The organism is Erysipelatoclostridium sp. An173 (genome assembly GCF_002160495.1).
GTDB classification, from domain to species: domain Bacteria; phylum Bacillota_I; class Bacilli_A; order Erysipelotrichales; family Coprobacillaceae; genus Thomasclavelia; species Thomasclavelia merdavium.
Map to the genome: position 1 here is coordinate 1 of NZ_NFKR01000076.1, position 3,314 is coordinate 3,314.

Consider the following 3,314-nt stretch of genomic DNA (forward strand, 5'->3'; position numbering starts at 1 on the left):
AAAAATAGCAAAAAAATTAAATTTTCCAAAAAATAATCTTCAAAACAAAAAAAGAAGCTGTAACGCTTCATTAAAGGTTAAAAAAACCTCCTTTCGTTACAGCCCCTTTCTTAAATATTATTTATATGTATCCCAAGATTTTTCTACTTCATATCCTTCTTCTTTAAGTTTTTCACGAAGTTCATCAATATGAGATTCATCTGAATCACCATAAATTGTAATACTATCTAAAATATCATCAATTTCTTTCATCTCTTCATCAGTTAGAACAATATTTGCCGTTTTTAAATTTTCATCCAAAAATTTTTCCTGATACATACCTGGAATAGGCACTAAACGATCAAATTTATGCATTAACCAGGCTAAAGCAATTTGTGCATAAGTTGCATTTTTCTTTTGAGAATATTTTTCCAGCATTTCTAAGATAGGCTGATTCTTTTTAATATTTTCATCAGTAAACCATGTAATTGTTCTTTTCGCATCGTCATGTTTATAAGTTTGTCCTGGTTTAATAGTACCTGTTAAAAATCCTACAGCCAATGGCATATATGGGGTAAAACCAATACCTAATTCTTCACACGCTCTTAACACCCCATCAGTTTCAGGAGTTCTTACCATCATTGAATATTCATTTTGAATAACTGAAAGCGGACAAATAGCATGTGCTTCACGAATTTGCGCTTCAGTTGCTCTAGACATAGCCCATCCACGGATTTTTCCTTTTTCAATTAAACCTTTCATTGCTTCAGCACATTCAGCAAGTGAAACTGTTTCAGGAACTCTATGAAACATATAAATATCAACATAATCTGTATCTAATCTTTTTAATGACTCATCTAATCTTGCTTCAATTTGTTCAGCGACTGTTCCTTTACCTGGAATATCAATTGGATTGACTTCAGGATTTAACTTAGTTAAAATAACTACCTCGTTTCTAATAGGTTTTAGAGCTTCCCCAACTAAAATTTCATTATGACCTGCAGCATAAACATCTGCTGTATCATATAAAGTTACTCCCATTTCATGAGCCTTTCTCATCAAAGTAATAATTTCGTTTCTTGGAATTGGATCACCATGTGCGTGAGAAAAACCCATACATCCCATTCCAATTTCTCCAACTTTAATGTTTCCTAACATTCTTGTTTTCATAAGCTGTTCTCCTTTTCAAATAATAAAATTATTTAGTTTTATTTTATATGAACAAAAAATAAATTTTGTTTATACCTCTAAATCAGTTCTAAACATCAAGACCTGTTAAATAAATATCTAGAAACTTTTCATCATCAAATTTAAATTTGAAAAAATCACTGCTTGGTGCTTTCTTAATTACTTCAATATCTCCTGTTCTAGAAAAGAAACATCTACATGTTCCCGTAAAGGAACAACTAAAATAGAATGATAATTTTCTTGAATCATAACTTTTAGTAAGACTCAATTTCTACACAATACCCCTTGAGCACTTGTTTCTCCATTATAAGAAGAAAATAACTCATCAAATTGATAAACAGGTAGAATTAATTCTTTATTCCACTACAACAGTATTAGAATTTCTTTTCTTGATTCCTTTTAACCAAGAATAAGGCTATCTTCACCAATAATGATTTCTAATGTATCACCCATTCTCTCTTGAATAAAATGATTGCAATCAAAATTAATTCTACTTAATAAATCCTTTGCTTTTTTACTTATTCAATTCTAAGTTGTGTTAATAGAAAATCACAACTTCTTTACATTTTACGATGTACATTAAATATAAATGTTTACTCATGGTTTTCTGCTATTTTAGTGCATACCCAAACAATAATGAATTTTATTTAAACCATACATACCGGTATACCGGTATGTATGGTTTAAGAATATCTCAACTTATTAAAAATGTCAATATTATTGGTGGATTTTTTCGTAAATAAAAAGTTAAATTAGTATTATTCTCGCAATAATGATATTTCAAGTACACAATATGTGATAGCATGCTATTACACAAATCTAATTATTGATGATCTCATTTTGATATATATTTCTATAATGAAGAAAAGATTTTTTTGCTACTTCGAAACAACCCCGCCTTACTATCTTTGATGGAACTTCTTATCGCAAATTTTGATAATCTTGTATATTCAGTAATTTCTTTACTATATTTAGATTTATTTTTAATGATAGATTTGTTAAAGACATCATTTTTATTTCATTAACAATTTCTTTTTTAAATCAAGCTAATCAGTCTTTTAATTCAATATTATTCATAATATCCCATCTTGGATGTATTTTTGAATTTATTATAATACACGAATTATTTTTTTCATATAAGAGTAATGTTGCCTTGCCGTAAAATTTATATTATACCCAAATTATTCATGAAAGCAAATTTGTGATGAAAAACTTATAAATCATGTCTATTTTCTAGCTTAAAAAATGTTATCCACCGTAAAATTGTGAATAACCGTAGCTAAAAAAGTGTAGTTTTTCAACTACTTTCAATAAACTATGGATTTTATGTTTTAATTCTGCAGTTTTTGATAGTATTTTAAGAATTTCTTCTTATATCTATATGCACTGCTAAATGACAATATGATTCTTCTTGCATGTCGTATGACCTTTACTGCTATCTTTTGATACTTGTTTCTAAATGTATTCATTCGTATCTTCTGATCTTTGCCTTCTAATACAAGAATCCTAAATAGATGATAGAAGTTATAACACAGTGATGATATCATGAACTGGAAACAGTGTTAATAGTAAAATAAAGATAACCAAAAAGGTTGGTATAATAATTACCAGTTTCGGCAATGAAAAACTATCCTAAGGTTATCTTTTTTGATAGAATCTTCTGTATTCAAATACAGGAGATTATTATGGAAAGAAATATTATAGGAGATTTATTAATTTTGAAACAAATGAATATTAAACCAAACTTTAGCGAACTTGCCAGAATCTACGATATGGATAGACATACAGTAGCTAAATACTGGCGTGAAGGAGGAATAAAAAAAGTGGAACGTAAACCTAGAAAAAGTATTCTGGATAAATATAGCGATGAAATCACTAGATTGTTTGAGAAGCCTGGTGTTCATAAACGTGCTGCATATGAGTATCTTCTAGACAGGTATGGTGAGGACAATATCGGAACTTACAATAATTTTAAATATTACACTTGGAAACGTGATATGAAGCCACAAAAAACTGTCAAGCCTCATGTCAGATATGAAATATAAAAGTTAAAATAAGATTACCCAAATTGTTGCAGATAAGTGGTTACACTTTGCATTAATCAGGGTAATCTTTTTTGATATAATTCTTTCCTGTAAAGGAGTGAA

Annotated in this window: 4 protein-coding genes; 1 reads left to right on the forward strand and 3 read right to left on the reverse strand. The window is 28.8% G+C overall.

What is annotated here, in order from left to right:
* Positions 1-117 precede the first annotated feature (117 nt).
* The 3 genes from B5F09_RS14305 to B5F09_RS15490 form a co-directional block, all read right to left on the reverse strand.
* Positions 118-1,149 (reverse strand): aldo/keto reductase, encoded by a 1,032-nt coding sequence (locus B5F09_RS14305; RefSeq protein WP_087303221.1) that lies wholly within the window; start codon positions 1,147-1,149, stop codon positions 118-120.
* Between the two features lie 88 nt (positions 1,150-1,237).
* Entirely contained in the window at positions 1,238-1,435 is a 198-nt protein-coding gene (locus tag B5F09_RS14780) for a hypothetical protein (RefSeq protein WP_087303219.1), read from the reverse strand.
* A 1,063-nt stretch (positions 1,436-2,498) separates the two neighbouring features.
* Positions 2,499-2,714: a transposase gene (locus B5F09_RS15490; protein ID WP_087303217.1), complete on the reverse strand. Its 216-nt coding sequence runs from the start codon at positions 2,712-2,714 to the stop codon at positions 2,499-2,501.
* A gap of 138 nt (positions 2,715-2,852) precedes the next feature.
* Between B5F09_RS15490 and B5F09_RS14315 the strand changes: the two genes are divergently transcribed.
* Positions 2,853-3,212 carry a hypothetical protein gene (locus tag B5F09_RS14315; RefSeq protein WP_087375001.1) on the forward strand — a complete coding sequence of 120 codons (360 nt, stop codon included), beginning with the start codon at positions 2,853-2,855 and terminating at the stop codon, positions 3,210-3,212.
* The last annotated feature ends 102 nt before the right edge of the window (positions 3,213-3,314 follow it).